General features: G+C 37.5%; 13 protein-coding genes. 12 read left to right on the plus strand and 1 reads right to left on the minus strand.

Annotation, left to right across the window (positions count from 1 at the left end):
- The first annotated feature begins 10 nt into the window (after positions 1-10).
- From P0092_RS00680 to P0092_RS00715, 8 genes are all read left to right on the plus strand, one after another.
- Positions 11-991, plus strand: a complete 981-nt coding sequence (locus P0092_RS00680; RefSeq protein WP_004619146.1) for a biotin--[acetyl-CoA-carboxylase] ligase — start codon at positions 11-13, stop codon at positions 989-991.
- Between the two features lie 33 nt (positions 992-1,024).
- A complete protein-coding gene (locus P0092_RS00685) occupies positions 1,025-1,522 on the plus strand; it encodes a hypothetical protein (RefSeq protein WP_004619147.1) in 498 nt (165 codons plus the stop codon).
- Positions 1,523-1,543: 21 nt separating this feature from the next.
- Positions 1,544-2,311 carry a type III pantothenate kinase gene (locus P0092_RS00690; RefSeq protein WP_004619148.1) on the plus strand — a complete coding sequence of 256 codons (768 nt, stop codon included), beginning with the start codon at positions 1,544-1,546 and terminating at the stop codon, positions 2,309-2,311.
- A gap of 230 nt (positions 2,312-2,541) precedes the next feature.
- Positions 2,542-3,474 (plus strand): L-lactate dehydrogenase, encoded by a 933-nt coding sequence (locus P0092_RS00695; RefSeq protein WP_004619149.1) that lies wholly within the window; start codon positions 2,542-2,544, stop codon positions 3,472-3,474.
- Positions 3,475-3,658: 184 nt separating this feature from the next.
- Complete coding sequence (locus tag P0092_RS00700; protein WP_004619150.1) at positions 3,659-4,834, plus strand: NAD(P)-dependent malic enzyme; 1,176 nt, start codon at positions 3,659-3,661, stop codon at positions 4,832-4,834.
- A 323-nt stretch (positions 4,835-5,157) separates the two neighbouring features.
- Positions 5,158-6,771: a mannitol dehydrogenase family protein gene (locus P0092_RS00705; RefSeq protein ID WP_004619151.1), complete on the plus strand. Its 1,614-nt coding sequence runs from the start codon at positions 5,158-5,160 to the stop codon at positions 6,769-6,771.
- A 26-nt stretch (positions 6,772-6,797) separates the two neighbouring features.
- Entirely contained in the window at positions 6,798-7,880 is a 1,083-nt protein-coding gene (uxuA, locus tag P0092_RS00710; RefSeq protein ID WP_004619152.1) for a mannonate dehydratase, read from the plus strand.
- A 1-nt stretch (position 7,881) separates the two neighbouring features.
- Positions 7,882-9,969: an alpha-glucuronidase family glycosyl hydrolase gene (locus P0092_RS00715; RefSeq protein WP_004619153.1), complete on the plus strand. Its 2,088-nt coding sequence runs from the start codon at positions 7,882-7,884 to the stop codon at positions 9,967-9,969.
- 67 nt (positions 9,970-10,036) lie between these two features.
- On the opposite strand, the gene P0092_RS00720 is transcribed toward P0092_RS00715, so the two are convergent.
- Complete coding sequence (locus tag P0092_RS00720) at positions 10,037-12,322, minus strand: helix-turn-helix domain-containing protein (protein WP_004619154.1); 2,286 nt, start codon at positions 12,320-12,322, stop codon at positions 10,037-10,039.
- A 410-nt stretch (positions 12,323-12,732) separates the two neighbouring features.
- On the opposite strand from P0092_RS00720, the gene P0092_RS00725 reads away from it, so the two are divergent.
- From P0092_RS00725 to P0092_RS00740, 4 genes are all read left to right on the plus strand, one after another.
- Complete coding sequence (locus P0092_RS00725) at positions 12,733-13,689, plus strand: ABC transporter permease (protein WP_004619155.1); 957 nt, start codon at positions 12,733-12,735, stop codon at positions 13,687-13,689.
- Positions 13,690-13,708: 19 nt separating this feature from the next.
- Entirely contained in the window at positions 13,709-14,581 is an 873-nt protein-coding gene (locus tag P0092_RS00730; RefSeq protein ID WP_004619156.1) for a carbohydrate ABC transporter permease, read from the plus strand.
- Positions 14,582-14,642: 61 nt separating this feature from the next.
- On the plus strand, positions 14,643-16,235 hold the full coding sequence (locus tag P0092_RS00735; protein ID WP_004619158.1) for an extracellular solute-binding protein: 1,593 nt from the start codon (positions 14,643-14,645) through the stop codon (positions 16,233-16,235).
- A gap of 209 nt (positions 16,236-16,444) precedes the next feature.
- Complete coding sequence (locus P0092_RS00740) at positions 16,445-17,245, plus strand: polysaccharide deacetylase family protein (protein ID WP_004619159.1); 801 nt, start codon at positions 16,445-16,447, stop codon at positions 17,243-17,245.

Raw genomic sequence — 17,245 nt, forward strand, 5'->3', positions numbered from 1 at the left:
GAGGGTTCATGTGAAAAATCAGATTTTAAAAATACTAAAAGAAGAAGATAAATATATATCGGGCGAAGATATCAGTAAAGCTTTGAACGTCTCCAGAACGGCGGTTTGGAAACATATAAACGAATTGAGGAAAGACGGTTATACTATAGAGTCATCCTCCAAAAAAGGATATAGATTTCTTGAAGCTCCGGATATACCCGACAAAAGAGAAATTAGTATTCCCCAGGGACAGATGATTGGAGCTGATATACAGCACTTCGATGAAATAGACTCAACGAATAATTATGCAAAAAAAATTGCAAATGAGGGCTGCGCCCATGGAACGGTGGTTGTAGCCGAAAAGCAGACAACGGGAAGAGGCAGGATAGGAAGGCAATGGCAGTCTGATACATCGGAAGGAATATGGTTTTCAATAGTCTTAAGACCGGAAATGAAACCGGAAGATTTACAGGTAATAACTCTTGCCGCATCAGTTGCAGTAGTTGAGGCTATAGAGGAAACTCTGGGAATAGTTTGCGGAATAAAATGGCCTAATGATATAATAATAGACGGAAAAAAACTTGGAGGCATTCTCACCGAGTTAAGTGCCGAGCCGGGGCATGTCAATTATGTTGTTGTCGGCATAGGAATAAACGCAAATCAGGATTTGGAACATTTTGATTATGAAATACGGCAAAAGGCGATTTCATTAAAAATGTGTAAAGGTGAAACAGTATCAAGGTCCAATTTGCTGGGGAGTATTCTTACAAATTTTGAAGAAGTATACAAAGGTGTGTTGCTTGGAAAAAACAAAGAGATAATAGACAGATGGACAAAATACTCAGTCACCATAGGTAAAGAAGTAAAGATTGCATACAGGAATATGGAATATATTGGAACCGCTCAATCCGTTGCATCTGACGGAAGACTTATTGTACAATGTAAAGATGGAGTGACGAGAGAAATATCAGCAGGTGAGATTCAGGTCAGGGGCTTGCTGGGATATACATAGTGCTTAGCAAATATGGCAAGGAGGATTTTATCATTGGTTAAGAAGAATGAATACCCGAGAAAAAATTATGTAAGGGATGACGGACAGGCAGGACAGCAGACAACTCAACCTGCACCACAGCAAAAGACTTATCAGAAGGACGGAGAGACACGTCACAAGGAAAGTCATGTCAGAAGTACCAGACCTCCCAGAGACCAGCAAAAAGAAGGTTACCAACCCAGAGAAAATAATCCGCAAAAAAAAGAATTTACTCCAAGGGAAAATAACAATAACCAAAGAGATAATGCAAATAGGGAATCAGCAGCTTCAAGAGATACTCAGCACAGAGAAAATAACCACCAGAGGAATTACCATCGGGAGAATTTTCAAGGCAGAGACAACAGAGAGCCATACAAACAGCATTACCAGAGACCTGCTATAAAACCCCGTGCCGAGGAAACAGTTGAGGATATTGCAAACGATATAGTAAGGATACAAAAGGAAATAGATCTTGAGTTAAAAGAAATAAGGAGCATGAGGCTCGGAGTTTAGGCCTTGTTATCTGGAGGAAATATGGTTTTAGTAGTAGATGTAGGGAATACACACATGGTTTTGGGTGTATTCGAAGGTAAAAAGTTGCTTGCAAACTGGAGACTTGCCACAAATAAGGAGCGGACTTCGGATGAACTGGGTATGCTCATACTTGGATTGTTTAACCATGAGAAGCTATCAGTAGATAAGGTTCAGGCAGTGGTTGTTGCCTCCGTTGTACCACCTATCATGTATACTTTAGAACATGCTATAAAAAAATATATAAATTCTCAGCCCATGATTATAGGGCCCGGAACAAAAACGGGAATAAATATCAGGTACCAGAATCCAAAGGAAGTCGGTGCGGACAGAATAGTAAATGCCGTAGCCGGTTTTGATTTGTACGGAGGCCCGCTGATTATTGTAGATATGGGTACAGCTACTACTTTCTGTGCAATATCGGAAAAAGGAGATTATCTGGGCGGAGTCATTTGTCCGGGTATGAAGATAAGTGCAGAAGCGTTGTACCAAAAAGCTGCAAAGTTACCAAGAATTGATTTGGTAAAGCCTGAAAGTGTTATCGGAAAGAATACTGTGTCAAGCATGCAGTCAGGAGTATTTTTCGGATACGTAGGTCAGGTTGATTATATTGTAAATAGAATCAAAAAAGAGATGAGGGAGGATAACGTACGGGTTATTGCTACAGGAGGACTATCAAGACTTATTGCCGAAGAATCAATGACCATTAATGACGTAAACTCCACTCTTACTTTAGAGGGCCTTAGATTAATATACGAAAGAAATATATAGAAACAATAAGAGACATTTTAGAATGTCTTTTTTTGATAAAATTATTATTTTGTATACATACAGAGTAATTAGGTTTAAAAATACTTGATTTGGCCACAATAAATGAAGTATTCTTAAAAATTCGTTGTTAATTGGAATAGAAATCTAAAAAAAAAGGTAAAATTATGTTTGTATAATAAAACATATTGTGTTACGCTAATAGCAATTGTGAAAAATATGGAGGGATTTTAATGGGTTTTAAAGTTGCGATCATAGGAGCAGGATTTGTTGGAGCATCAGCAGCGTATGCGATGTCTATAAACAACTTGGTTTCTGAATTGGTATTAATTGATGTAAATAAAGAAAAGGCTTATGGCGAAGCTCTTGATATCAGCCATGGCTTATCATTTGCAGGAAATATGACAGTTTATTCCGGAGACTATTCAGATGTTAAGGATTGCGATGTTATAGTTGTAACTGCAGGTGCGGCAAGAAAGCCAGGCGAAACACGTTTGGATCTTGCAAAGAAGAACACTATGATAATGAAGAGCATAGTTACTGAACTTATGAAACACTACAATAAAGGTGTAATAGTAAGTGTATCAAATCCTGTTGACGTATTAGCGTACATGACTCAAAAGTGGTCAGGATTACCGGCAAATAAAGTTATAGGATCAGGTACAGTTCTTGACAGTGCCAGATTAAGAACTCACATAAGTCAAGCATTGGATGTAGACATTGCTAACGTTCACGGTTATATAGTTGGTGAACATGGTGATTCTCAGTTACCATTGTGGAGTGCATCTCATATTGCAGGTGTACCATTTGATGAATATGTTAAAATTAGTGGTTTAAGCATTGATAAGGATGCTCTTTTCAGTGAAGTTAAGGCAGCTGGAGCAACTATCATAAAGAATAAGGGAGCAACTTACTATGGTATAGCTCTCTCAATCAACAGAATAGTTGAATCCATATTAAAGGACTTCAATACTATCATGCCTGTTGGTACTGTTCTTGACGGACAATACGGAATAAAGGATGTTTTAGTGAACGTTCCTACAGTAGTTGGCGGCAACGGAGCTGAAAAAGTTCTCGAATTGAACATTTCAGATGCAGAATTACAACTTCTGAAGCATTCAGCTGAGCAGGTTAGAGCTGTTATTAACGAAGTTAAAGATATTTAAGTTTTAAAAACTAATAAGTATCTTTTACAAAAAGAATCAAAAATAGGTTGTGAAAGATTTCACAATAGTGTAAAATTAAGAGGAACAAATAAACATACTTAATTCTTTCGATAGAAGTATCGTTTATTTGTTTCTTGCATGAAAAACAGACATATTTACTATTAAACGTTTGGAGGAATATCAAATGGGTACTATTTATGAGGATTCACTAAAAGCCCACGAAGAGTGGCAGGGAAAAATAGAAGTTGTATGTAAGGCTCCTTTAAAGGATAAAAGAGATCTTTCATTAGCTTATTCACCAGGAGTAGCTCAACCATGTCTCGAAATTCAGAAGGACGTTGAGAACTCATACAAATATACTAGAAGACACAACCTTGTAGCAGTTATCACTGACGGTACAGCTGTACTTGGTTTAGGAGATATCGGACCAGAAGCAGGTATGCCTGTTATGGAAGGTAAATGCTGTTTGTTCAAGACTTTTGGTGATGTTGATGCGTTCCCTCTTTGCATAAAGTCAAAGGACGTTGACACTATAGTTGAAACCGTTAAATTGCTTTCAGGAAGCTTCGGCGGCGTAAATCTCGAAGATATAGCTGCTCCAAGATGTTTTGAAATAGAAGAAAGATTAAAGAAGGAAACAGATATTCCTATATTCCACGATGACCAGCACGGAACAGCTATTGTTACAGCTGCAGGTCTTATCAATGCATTAAAAGTTGTTGGTAAGAAGATGGAAGATATCTCAATAGTTGTAAACGGAGCAGGTGCTGCGGCTATAGCTATTACAAAGCTTCTCTTCTCAATGGGTTTAAGAAAAGTTGTTCTTTGCGATACTAAGGGTGTTATATATGAAGGCAGAGATAACCTCAACCCAATTAAAGCTGAAATGGCTAAAATCACTAACCTCGAAGGCAAGAGAGGTTCATTAAAGGATGTTATGGTTGGAGCAGACGTATTTATCGGCGTTTCAGCAGCAGGAACTGTAACAAAGGAAATGGTTAAGACTATGGCAAAAGATCCAATAATATTTGCTCAAGCTAACCCAACTCCGGAAATTATGCCTGAAGAAGCTCTTGAAGCAGGCGCTGCTGTTGTTGGAACAGGTCGTTCAGACTATCCAAATCAGGTTAATAACGTTCTTGCATTCCCTGGTATCTTCAGAGGTACTTTTGATGTAGGAGCTCGTGAAATAAATGATGAAATGAAGATAGCTGCTGCATTTGCAATCGCAGGACTTGTTGGCGATGAAGAAAGAAATGCAGAGTATGTAATTCCAGCTCCATTTGACCCAAGAGTAGCAAAAGAAGTTGCTACAGCAGTTGCAGAAGCAGCTAGAAAATCAGGTGTAGCTAGAAAGTAATTTTTGAAAATTGAAATAAAAAGACTGCCTTAGTTAAAAAGGCAGTCTTTTTTACATGGACAACTTGAAATACAGTGCTTTCAGCTATTTGTTTTACTTATTTAATTAAAAATTATATGGTCTGATTAAAAGTGAATATTGATTGAAAAAGGTATATTGCCTATAATGATGACGAAGCTGCTAATAGCATTTTATTATCCCTTACGAATTTTTAGCCAAAGTTCTGTTTGGGATATTTTATTAATGTTTTGCAGCTAATCAACTGCTAAAATGCACCGGAAATATTAAATAACTTTTACACTTTGCGGGGGTGGAAATATAATATGAAATTAAATAAAAATGGAATAAAAGATTACAGTGCATGGGAAGCGAACCAAGTAGAAGTGCCTAAATTTGATTATGACGAAATGCTTAAAAAGACAAATGAAGAACCCAGATGGATTCATTTTGGTGCAGGCAATATATTCAGAGGATTTATAGCAGGATTGCAACAAAATCTTCTTAATTCGGGTAAAGCAGATTCAGGAATAATTGTTGCGGAAACCTTTGATTATGAAATTATTGATAAAGTGTATAAACCTTTTGATAATCTCAGTTTATTGGTTCACCTTAATCCCGACGGAAGTCTTGAAAAGAAGATTATTGCAAGCGTTTCCGAGAGTTTGGCAGGGGATACAGCCAGAACTGAGGATTGGGAGAGGTTGCAGGTAATTTTCCGTAAGCCGTCATTACAGATAGTAAGCTTCACAGTTACAGAAAAGGGTTATTCACTCACAGGAATGACAAATGATTTTCTCCCTGATGTAGTATACGACATGGAGCACGGCTTCAAAGAGCCAAAGAGCCTTATTGCAAAAACAGCATCACTGCTGTACAGCAGATTTTTGGCAGGAGCATTTCCAGTTGCTATGGTAAGTATGGATAATTGCTCCCATAATGGAGATCTCCTTAAAAAATCTATCCAGACACTTATTCAAAAATGGGTTGAGAATGGAATAGTTGATAAAGAGTTTTTTGAATATATCAATGACTCGTCAAAGGTTTCATTTCCATGTTCAATGATTGATAAAATTACTCCCAGACCGTCTGAAACAGTTAATAAGGCTTTAGTGGAAATGGGACTTGAGAACACTGAAATTATTCGTACAAGCAGGAATACATATATTTCACAGTTTGTAAATGCTGAGAAACCGCAGTACCTGGTAATTGAAGACCAGTTTCCCAATGGTAGAATGCCCCTTGAGGATGCCGGAGTGTATTTCACAGACAAAAGTACAGTTGAAAATGTAGAGAGAATGAAGGTTACAACCTGTCTAAATCCTTTGCATACTGCACTTGCAGTGTTCGGATGCCTTTTGGGATACACACTGATAGCCGATGAAATGAAGAATCCACAGCTTAGAAAGCTGGTAGAAAATATAGGCTATAAAGAGGGAATGCCAGTGGTTATTAATCCCGGAATCATTGAGCCACAGGACTTTATTGATGAAGTAATAAATCAGCGTTTCCCAAATCCGTATATCCCGGATACACCACAAAGAATCGCTTGTGATACATCACAAAAAATACCCGTACGATTTGGTGAAACAATAAAGACATATGTCAGCCATCCCACCTATGATGTAAAAAGCTTAACATATATACCTCTTGTAATTGCAGGGTGGTGCAGATACCTGATGGGAATAGACGATAATGGAAATGCTATGGAGCTGAGCCCCGACCCCATGCTGGAGCAGTTAAAAGTCCATCTCCAAGGCATTGAGCTGGGAAAGGCAGAGACCTTTGGAGAACATCTAAAGCCATTACTGTCAAATGATAAAATTTTTGGTGTAAATCTGTATAGTGCAGGCTTGGGCGAAAAAATTGAAGGATATTTTAAGGAACTTATTGCAGGTAAAGATGCAGTTAAAAACGTATTAGAAAAGTATGTAAAATAAAACGGAGTATTAAGGAGATGTTACTTATGAAGATGACCTTTCGATGGTTTGGTGAAAAGGACGACAGCATAGGTTTGGAGCAAATAAGACAAATACCCGGGGTTACAGGAGTTGTAGGAGCTTTATATGATGTACCTGTTGGAGAGGTTTGGCCAATGGACAAAATCACTGCACTCAGGGACTCTGTTGAAAAGGCAGGCTTGAAGCTTGAGGTTATCGAGAGTGTAAATGTACACGAGGATATCAAACTGGGCTTGCCAAGCAGAGATAAATACATAGAAAACTACAGACAGTCCATAATTAACTTGGGAAAAGTAGGGGTGAAGGTTATATGCTATAACTTTATGCCTATATTTGACTGGCTGAGAAATGACCTTGCATATCCTTTGCCTGATGGCTCAAACGCACTTTGCTATAACCATGCTATAGTAAAGGATATAGATCCCGTTAAATTAGTAGAAGATACTGCAAAAAGCTCTAACGGCTTTACATTGCCGGGATGGGAGCCTGAGAGATTAAGTGAATTGAAGGATACCTTTGAAAAATACAAGAACGTAGATGAGGATAAATTATTTGACAACCTTAAATATTTTCTTGAAAATATTTTGTCTGCATGTGAGGAGGCCGATGTAAAAATGGCCATACATCCGGATGATCCGCCGTGGCCTCTTTTTGGCTTGCCAAGGATTGTTACATGCAAAGAAAATCTTGAAAGACTTGTAAAGCTGGTTGATAGTCCATATAACGGTTTGACCCTTTGCAGTGGTTCTTTAGGTGCAAATCCTGAGAACAACATACCTGAATTGATAAGGTATTTCGGCAAAATGGGAAGGATTCATTTTGGACATGTAAGAAATCTGAAGTTCTTTGGGGAAAGGAAATTTCATGAGTCTTCACATCTTTCATCAGACGGTTCCTTTGATATGTATGAAATTATGAAGGCTTACTATGACATAGGCTTTACAGGGTACATACGTCCTGACCACGGAAGAATGATTTGGGGAGAAAAGGCAAGGCCGGGCTATGGTCTTTATGACCGAGCCTTAGGCATAGCATATCTTAACGGATTGTGGGAAGCTATAGATAAGTTGACTAATGGGGGTAAATAGAGTGTCTGATACAACCATAAATACTGAAATATACGATGCAAATGGATATAACTGCTGGCTTGGATATCATTTACTTGAAAACAGTCCCTTAAAGGAAGAGTATTCCAAGTGGGCATCCAATATAGTTGCTTCACAAGAAGATATAGGCACGGCATTAAGTGAGCTTAAAAGGGGATTTAAAGAAATACTCGGAGTCAATGCATCTGTATCATCACGTGGGGCGGAACAAAGCTCTTATATCGCTCTGGGAGTACTTGGAAGAGGAAAAGAAATAGACTCCTATGTAAAATATGATGAGGTAGTTAAAATCGGCAGTGAAGGCTATATAATCAAATCAACCAAAACAAACAATGGCGAGGAAATAGTTGTAGCCGGGACTACCATAAAAGGATTGCTTTACGGGGTTTTTGGACTGTTGAGACTCCTGCAGACTGAGACTGTGATTGAAGGAATATTAAAAATTGAAAACCCTGTAAATATGCTTCGAATTATAAACCATTGGGACAATATAGATGGAAGCATAGAAAGGGGTTACGCAGGTAAATCCATTTTCTTTGAAAATAATAAAATAACTCAAGACCTTGGTAGAATTAGAGACTATGCAAGACTTCTGTGCTCTGTGGGGATAAACAGTATTGTTATAAATAATGTTAACGTCCACAAGTATGAGAGTATGCTTATAACAGACAGATATCTTAAGGACGTTGCAAAGCTGGCTTTAATATTTGGGGAGTATGGAATAAAGCTGTATCTGAGCGTTAATTTTGCAAGTACTATTGAAATAGGAGGACTTACTACTGCGGATCCTTTGGATGCAGAGGTAAGTAAGTGGTGGGAGGAAAAGGCAGAAGAGATATATTCAGTTATACCTGACTTTGGAGGCTTTTTGATTAAAGCTGATTCCGAATTTAGGCCGGGGCCTTTTACCTATGGGCGTACTCATGCTGACGGTGCGAACATGCTTGCCGAAGCCTTAGAACCATATGGCGGTCTGGTTATATGGAGATGCTTTGTTTATAATTGTATGCAGGATTGGCGTGATCTTACGACCGACAGAGCACGGGCTGCCTATGACAACTTTATGCCTCTGGATGGTTTGTTTAAGGATAATGTGTTGCTCCAGATAAAAAATGGGCCTATGGATTTTCAGGTACGTGAGCCTGTATCACCTCTATTCGGTGGATTGCAAAAAACAAATCAGTTGTTGGAGCTTCAGGTAACTCAGGAGTACACAGGACAGCAGAAACATTTATGCTATCTGGTGCCAATGTGGAAGGAGATACTTGATTTTGATACAATGGCACAAGGTAAGGACACAAGTGTAAAAAAAATTATCACAGGGTCAGTATTTAATAATAAATTAGGCGGTATGGCAGCGGTAACCAATATTGGAAGTGACTTGAATTGGACGGGTCATCAGATGGCCCAATCAAATACTTACGGATATGCACGGTTATGCTGGAATCCGGATTTGTCGGCAGAGCAGATTACTGATGAATGGGTACGAATGACTTATTCAAACAATGAAAAGGTTGTAAGTACAGTAAAAGAAATGCTGATGGGTTCATGGAGAACCTATGAAAATTATACCTCACCTCTGGGTATTGGATGGATGGTTAACCCCAATCATCATTACGGACCTAACGTAGACGGGTACGAATACGACAAGTGGGGAACATATCACAGGGCAGACCATAAGGGAATAGGCGTTGACAGGACAGTCAGAAACGGAACGGGATATGCAGGACAGTATCATAAGGATGTAGCCGAGATTTATGAGAATTTGGAGAAGTGTCCTGAAGAACTGCTGCTGTTTTTCCACCACGTACCATATGACTACAGACTAAAGTCAGGTGAAACATTACTTCAGTATATCTACAATACTCATTTTAAAGGTGCTGTAGAGGTAGAAGAATTGATTAGCAAATGGAAGAGCCTGAAAGGCTTGGTGGGCGAAGAAATATTCCGCCACGTATTGGAAAGACTTGAGGGACAACTTGAGCATTCCAAAGAGTGGAGAGATGTTATAAACACCTATTTCTACCGTAAAACAGGAATACCTGACGAAGCAGGCAGGAAAATATATTAAAACATACTACAAAAACAAAAACAGGCGGGTTAACCGCCTGTTTTTGTTTTTATCACTTATATCGCAATTAATTTGCCTTTATACTTCTGTACTCTCCGGGGTTAATACCTACATATTTCTTAAAGAACCTGTTGAAGCTCTGCTTATTGTTATATCCCAGACTAAGTGCAATATCATTAATATTCATGTTTGTTTGCCGCAGTAGCCGCTGTGCTTCTTCAATTCTCATGTTATTAATATAGTTAACAATATTCTCACCTGTCTCATCATTAAATATTTTTCTTACGTGGGAGTAGCTAAGACCCACATGTTCCGCAAGAGTATTAATTGCAATATCTTTTTTGTAATTCTCATGAATATAGTCCAAAATTTTCATAATATGAGTTTTACCTTCAACTTTGAACTTTTCATTATACTCGATGATCTGCAAATAAATATTTGAAAGGAACAAACTCGCTTCGTCCAGAGTTTCAATTTCTGCAAGCTTACTGTATACATTAAAGTCATTTCCAAAAACCTTGCTGACACTGATGTTTAAATCAAGCAAATACTTAATGGTGTTTCCGAGTAACTGGTTCAGTATAAGCATAACATTATCATAGCTGATGTTTTTGTTTTGCTTAATTTCATCAAAGAAACAGGTTAGAGAAATCAAGAGTGAGTCTTTTGAGCCAATATCAATGTTGTTGAATATCTGTTTTTCTATGTTAAAAGGATAGAAATACTTGTTGGCGTCAGAAATCTCTTCCTTTTGGTATACAAAAGCTTCGTGTCCCCGGATAAATCTTTGTTTTATGAGATTCTGCGCTTCATTATACGAATTCCTTATATTCAGAATGTCATGGTAAATACCCCCGAGACAAACGGATATGGTTGTTTCTATTACTTTTGCCGCTTCCTTCTGAACAATGGAGAAAGCATTTTTCAGTACGGAAGTAACCGTTATTAAGTCCTCATCGTGGAAATTTATAATAAGAACTACCTTGTCTCCATCTAAAACAACACCTGAGCACATGTATGTTTCACCTACCTTTTCTTCCGACAGGTTCAGTATTACTGATTTAAGATAATACTGATGCTCATACGAGAAGTTCGATGCGAAATCAGTGTATTTATCAATATATATCACACAGCACAAGATGTTCTTCAAGGGGAAAAGATGCATTTCGTCTTCTGTGATTGAGGGTTTTCCCCTTAAAAGGCTAAGTAAATAATTTTCACGGAGATTTTTATGATCCTTTTCAATGGTGCGGAACAGCTGATCTTCTTGCTTTATCATAGCATCAAAGGTTTTAGACAAAAGAGTAAACTCATTTCCGTTTCCTATAATGTCGATACCTTTTCTGGACTTGATTTCCTGTACCAGTTTCTTTACAGGATTGAACAATCTGCGTGAAATTACATAGGACAGAAGTACAAAAAGCACCAGCAAGAAAATTGTTATATAAATTATTGACATTTTCAGTGAATTTACCTTGGTAGTCAGGGTATTCAGTGAAAAAACACCTACAAATGTCCAGTTTTGAGCTCCGGTTTTAAGATATGTAATAAGAAATCTTTTGCCGTTTATGCTTTCTATAAAATGTCCTCTGTCAACGCTGCTGTTTAGAACCTTTGAAATATATGAAACCTTTGACAAGTTCTTATTAAGAATGGTTTTATCAACAGAGGATATAACTTCACCCTTTGAATTTATAACGCTTATAAAATCTCCAACGTCGTAATTATTACTGTTAATAAGATTGCTTAGCCTGCTTTCGTACACATTTATGGTAATAGACCCCTTAAGATTAGTAGTATAGGTTAAAGGGAATATATACGATATAACCGAGCTGCTGCCATTGGCATCGGATGGTCTTGGGTTTGTCCAGGATAACGGATCTCCCCGCTCTTTGCTTTTTATATAGGATTTAAGCCAGGTATCATCGGGAAAGTTATCCTTGGGATACACGCCACTGTTTGTTGCTATATAGTTTGAATTATCTAAGTACAAGTACACCGAAGAGTAGGCGTTATTGGTTCTGACAATGTCGGATAACTTTGATACAAACTGATACAGCATTAAATTGTTATCGCTGTCCTTAATGGCTTCATTTATATCATCCATGCCATACAATTTGTTAAGAGTTTCATCCAAAGACAGGTGAAGGCTCTCATTATTAATAGTCTGAGTCAGAAGATCGGTAACGCTTCTTGCGGAATCAAGCTTACCAAGACCGGAACGGCCTATTTCATCTTCAGAGTACTTCATTATCCCATAATTGAAAATAAAGGTAATTGTAATAAGAGGTATAATTATAAAAAGAGAAAGCACAATCATTAATTTCACAATTATTGAATAATTTTTCATCATTAATGCACCCCGTCGTGTTTTATGTCTTAAAATATCACAGTCACTATTATATATTAATATTTAATTCATACCTATAAATTAATATAAAAATTTAATGGAAAAATCAAGCTAAAATAGTTATATTCCCGGCAAAAAATTAAATGTTATCCTCTTTAATTAATCCGGTATAGGGCTAATATTTAATATTAATTATATGAATCAAAATTGATTATTGTACAACCAATTCTGGTCCTTTGTAGTCCTTTTGCCCCTAAACGAAGAGAAAATGATTAAAATTGAAATACAATAAAAATTGTCATTCTTGAACTCAAATTTTCTGGTGATAAAATAATGGCATCAGCAGATCGAGCCAAAGCTTTTATCTATCACAATAGATTCCAAAAATATAAACCAGGGGGGTTGCTGTTTGCATGGGGAAAACTAATACTGCTGTTTCAAAAGCATTGCCAAATAAACTTCCTAAAAAGGGGTTTGGCCATTACTTAAAAAGAGATATATATCTTTATTTATTACTGGTGCTTCCGGTAGCGTACTTTATAATATTCAAGTATGTACCGATGTATGGCATCGTTATAGCCTTTAAAGAATACAACATATTTCAGGGTGTGTTTGCCAGCCCTTGGATAGGTTGGGATGCCTTCAGGGAAGTATTTAAATCCGATGATTTTTACAGGGCACTTCAAAATACATTTCTGCTTAATGGATTTGATATGATATTCGGATTCCCGGCGCCAATTATTCTAGCAATTATTATTAATGAAGTCAGATCTGTAAGATATAAAAGAATTTCTCAGACAATGCTCTATCTTCCGCACTTCCTGTCATGGGTTATTATCGGAGGAATAGCACTCCAGATATTCGCACCAAATTTCGGAATGATTGATACAATCATCAAATCAATGGGATTTAAAACAATACCTTTCTTAACTGAAAAGTGGCATTGGCTGGCAACGTACACAGGCATCGGAATATGGCAGAGTGCAGGATGGGGTATGATTATTTACCTGGCAGCTATAACCGGAATACCTGCAGAATTGTACGAAGCAGCAGATGTAGACGGAGCAGGAAGACTCAGAAAAATATGGTGCATAACATTGCCGGCAATTAAGCCTACAATAATTATCCTGTTTATATTGAATATAGGTAAGATTTCAATGATAGGGTTTGACCGTCCATACATTCTCGGAAATCAGCAAGTTAAAGACTTTTCAGATGTTATCAGTACGTATGTATACAGAGTAGGCTTACAGTCCTCCAGATATAACATAGCTACTGCTGTGGGATTATTCCAGTCGATTGTAGGGTTGGTATTCTTGTCGGTAACTAACTGGTTAGCAAATAAGAGTGGCGAGCAGGGCATTTGGTAGAAGAAAGGTGGTATTGAAAATGGTTTATAAAACCAGTGATAAGGTTTTTAATATTTTTATAAATGTAATAACTTTTATTTGTGTAGTACTATGTTTATTTCCTGTATTAAATGTTGTCGCTGTTTCATTGAGTTCTAACTCGGCAATACTGGCATCAAAGGTGTTTGTTTGGCCTGTTAATATAAACTTTGAATCGTATAAGGCTATATTGAAGGATTCAACAATGATTTGGTCACTTGTGTATACCATTATTATTACTGTTGTTTACACTGTAATCGGTATGTTCCTGACAATTTGTGCAGCATATCCTCTCACTAAGCAGAGGCTTAAAGGAAGAAATGCCATAATGCTTATGATTATATTTACCATGTATTTCAGCGGAGGACTTATACCGGACTATATGTTGGTAAAGAATTTGCACATGCTTGACAGCTCATGGAGTTTGATATTGCCCGGAGTATTAAGTGCATTTAACCTTATAGTATTAAAAACATTTTTCACCTCTTTGCCTGAGAGTCTTGAAGAATCGGCAATACTTGACGGCTGCAACGATATAGGTGTTCTTTTCAAAATCGTACTTCCGCTGTCAAAGCCTGTACTTGCTACATTGAGTTTGTTCTATGCAGTTGGAAAGTGGAATAGCTTCATGGACGCTCTCTTTTATATTACAGATTCAAAACTATATCCATTGCAGTTAAAGCTATATCAGATAATTGTTAACAGCCAGACTGTAGATGCATCCATAGGAGACGGAAATATGTCACAGAACCTCCTGCCGGAAAGTCTTAAAGCAGCCTGTGTAGTATTTGCAACCTTACCAATAGTTCTTGTATATCCAAAGCTTCAAAAATACTTTGTCAGCGGTATAATGATAGGTGCTGTCAAGGGCTGATATAAAATCTTCGGATAATCTGGAGATTTATATATAAAATAAAGTAATGGAGGAGATATTAATGAAAAAACTAAGTACCAGAATTGCAAGCTTGGCACTGTTGACATCTATGAGCATTACTCTATTTGCAGGCTGTGGCTCAAATGGCGGAACAGACGCAGATAGTTCAAAGAGTTCTTCATCATCCAATTCAGCAAAATCAGGTCCTGCAGTAGAATTAACAGTAGAAGTTTTTGACAGAGCTACACCTGGATATAAGGCAGATGATAATTTCCAGACAAAATGGATACAAGAGAACTTTGGTAAGCCCAACAACATTAATGTAAAGTTCGTGCCCGTTTTAAGACAGCAGGAAGTAGAAAAGCTGAACGTTCTTATGGCATCAAACCAAGCTCCGGATATCAGCTTTACTTACAATGATGGAATTATATACAATTATGTTAAGAGTGGCGGACTTACAGATATAGGAGATCTTTTAAAGAAGAATGCTCCAAATCTTACATCATACCTTGGAGAAACCCTTCTTAACTATGGTAAATTTGATGGAAAGCAGCTTGCTGTTCCTGCAAAGAGAGTTATAGAAGGTTGTTTTGCATCATATATACGTAAAGATTGGCTGGACGCAGTGGGAATGTCCGTTCCTACTACTACAGATGAGTGGTATAAGGTAATGAAGGCATTTAAGGAAAAGGATCCGGGAAAACTCGGTGACAAGAACTATCCTTTCAGCACATTTGTAGATCCAAACAACATTAACTGGACTACATCAATGTTATTGGAATCCTTTAAGAAACCAATTTCAGAAGAACAAAGAATGACATTGCCAAACTGGGTAATTCCGGGATTCAAGGATGGTATGAAGTTCCTGAACAAATTATACAACGAAGGTATAATTAATCCTCAGTTTGCACTTGATAAAGATGGCAAGCAATATGAAAAAGATGTATCACAGGGAAGAATCGGATTCATGATACATAATTATGACTTCCCGCTTAGAGTTACTCCGGGATTATTATCCGAGCTGAAAAAGCAGGTTCCCGGGGCAGATATGGTTCCATGTGATCCTTTCACAAACTCAGAAGGCAAACATCCAAAAATGAAGTATAACCCTAACGGTTTGTATTTAATAGTTCCTAAGGCAAGTGAACATGCAGAAGCGGCTATTAAGTATCTTGAATGGCAGTCAAAACCTGAAGTAATTAAGTTCCTTCAAAATGGTGTTAAGGGTGACCAATACACAGACGAAGTTGATGGTATCCCAGCTAATTTCATACAGAATGATCAGCTTCCTGATGCCAAGAAAGCAAACTACACTGACTTGTCATTAATAGTTAACGGTAAAGAATTCGGAGATCCTGCAAAGAACATACAAGCTGCTTCTTTCGGATATCCCGGATTTGAAGATACATTCAAAAAGGCATATGAAATTTCACTTACAGATGCGAATTATATTCCTCATTTTGATACTGTTATACAATCACAGGCAAAATATCAGAAGGCTCTTACTGATAAGGAATCAGAAATATTTGTTAAGAGTATTACATGTAAGGTTGCTGATTTCGATAAGACTTACGACAAACTCGTTAGCGAGTACATGAAGTCAGGCGGACAGGAAATCGTTGATGAGAAATTAGCTGCTTTAAAAAAGAAGTAAAAAATTAAATGCAGTTCAGGCTTATCAAAACCCACTTGGACTTGTTCCAAGTGGGTTTTATACTGCCATAAATACTTTAATTATAGTGGTTGCAACAATGAAAACATATGCTATGATAAGAGGGTGCATTGTAATAACACTTGTCGAATAAAACCGATTGGCTTTTTGCCTATTGTGTTGTAAAATGGAAGAAAAGGGCGATTAATGACATGAGATATGAATTTTACTATCCTCAAGGCAAGAAAAAGGCGTTAACATTTAGCTACGATGATTGTCAGATACATGACCGACGACTTGTTGAAATATTCAACAAGTACAATATGAAAGGAACTTTTCATATTAATTCAGGAATCTTGGGAAGTGAAGGCTTTATCACAAAAGAAGAGCTTGGAAGTCTGTATAAAGGGCACGAAGTATCCTGTCACAGTGTAACTCATCCTTATCTCACAAAGTTACCTAAGGAACAGCTTGTGGAAGAGGTAAGGGAAGACAAACGTTGGCTCGAAAAACAAGTAGGTTATCCTGTCAGAGGTATGTCATATCCCTTTGGAGCATATGATTCCAATGTAATAAATGCTCTGGAGGTATTAGGTATTGAATACTCACGTACGGTTAATTCAACCGGCGGTTTTTCCATGCCATCAAATTTTTTGGAATGGAATCCTACATGTCATCATAATAGTGATATAAAGGATAAGCTTGTGGACTTCAAAAATCCTGCACCATGGCAAAAACTTCCGTTATTCTATATATGGGGACACAGCTTTGAGTTCCACAGGGAAAATAACTGGGAGGTTATTGAGGATTTCTGTAAGGCGGCTGCTGATGACCCGGAAGTATGGTATGCCACCAATATAGAAATAAAAGATTATATATGTGCTCTAAAAGGGTTGGTATTCAGTGTTGACCAAACAATAGTATATAACCCCAGCGCTGTTTCGGTATGGTTTTCAAAAGACGGAGAGAGTGCAGTTGAATTAAAAGCAGGACAAAGCCTTATATTCTGCTGA

Origin of the sequence: Ruminiclostridium papyrosolvens DSM 2782 (assembly GCF_029318685.1) — a bacterium.
GTDB lineage: Bacteria > Bacillota > Clostridia > Acetivibrionales > DSM-1351 > Ruminiclostridium > Ruminiclostridium papyrosolvens.

Excerpts from the sequence above, each read along its gene's own strand:
- P0092_RS00740 (WP_004619159.1), top strand. The coding sequence starts at position 16,445 with ATGAGATATGAATTTTACTATCCTCAAGGCAAGAAAAAGGCGTTAACA.
- P0092_RS00720 (WP_004619154.1), bottom strand. The coding sequence starts at position 12,322 with ATGATGAAAAATTATTCAATAATTGTGAAATTAATGATTGTGCTTTCT.
- uxuA (WP_004619152.1), top strand. The coding sequence starts at position 6,798 with ATGAAGATGACCTTTCGATGGTTTGGTGAAAAGGACGACAGCATAGGT.
- P0092_RS00695 (WP_004619149.1), top strand. The coding sequence starts at position 2,542 with ATGGGTTTTAAAGTTGCGATCATAGGAGCAGGATTTGTTGGAGCATCA.
- P0092_RS00700 (WP_004619150.1), top strand. The coding sequence starts at position 3,659 with ATGGGTACTATTTATGAGGATTCACTAAAAGCCCACGAAGAGTGGCAG.
- P0092_RS00730 (WP_004619156.1), top strand. The coding sequence starts at position 13,709 with ATGGTTTATAAAACCAGTGATAAGGTTTTTAATATTTTTATAAATGTA.
- P0092_RS00690 (WP_004619148.1), top strand. The coding sequence starts at position 1,544 with ATGGTTTTAGTAGTAGATGTAGGGAATACACACATGGTTTTGGGTGTA.
- P0092_RS00725 (WP_004619155.1), top strand. The coding sequence starts at position 12,733 with ATGGGGAAAACTAATACTGCTGTTTCAAAAGCATTGCCAAATAAACTT.
- P0092_RS00735 (WP_004619158.1), top strand. The coding sequence starts at position 14,643 with ATGAAAAAACTAAGTACCAGAATTGCAAGCTTGGCACTGTTGACATCT.
- P0092_RS00705 (WP_004619151.1), top strand. The coding sequence starts at position 5,158 with ATGAAATTAAATAAAAATGGAATAAAAGATTACAGTGCATGGGAAGCG.